At 36.3% G+C, this 454-nt stretch carries 1 protein-coding gene; it reads left to right on the plus strand.

Going from position 1 to position 454, the window contains the following annotated elements; all coding sequences use genetic code 11:
- Window positions 1–454, plus strand: a 454-nt coding sequence (locus IU405_RS01915; protein WP_197436934.1) for an SIS domain-containing protein, incomplete at both ends; no start/stop codon positions are given.

Below are 454 nucleotides of genomic sequence, written 5' to 3' on the forward strand. Positions count from 1 at the left end.
AATAGAATCATTATTGTTGGTTGTGGAACTTCATGGCACGCAGGCTTAGTAGGTGAATACCTTTTTGAAGATTTAGCAAGAATTCCAGTTGAAGTAGAATACGCATCTGAATTTAGATATAGAAATCCAATCATTACTGATAAAGATGTCGTAATTGCCATTTCACAATCTGGAGAAACTGCAGATACTTTAGCTGCAATTAAATTAGCAAAATCAAAAGGCGCTTTTGTGTACGGTGTTTGTAATGTTGTTGGCTCTTCAATCGCTAGAGAAACACATGCAGGAGCTTATACGCATGCAGGACCAGAAATTGGGGTGGCTTCAACAAAAGCTTTTACAACTCAAATCACTGTCTTAACGTTAATTGCTTTAAAATTAGGTCGAGCAAATAAGTCATTATCGGAGGAAAGATTCAAAAACTACATTCAAAAAATGCACTTGATCCCATCTCAGA

Source organism: Polaribacter sp. BAL334, from assembly GCF_015767435.1.
GTDB lineage: Bacteria > Bacteroidota > Bacteroidia > Flavobacteriales > Flavobacteriaceae > Polaribacter.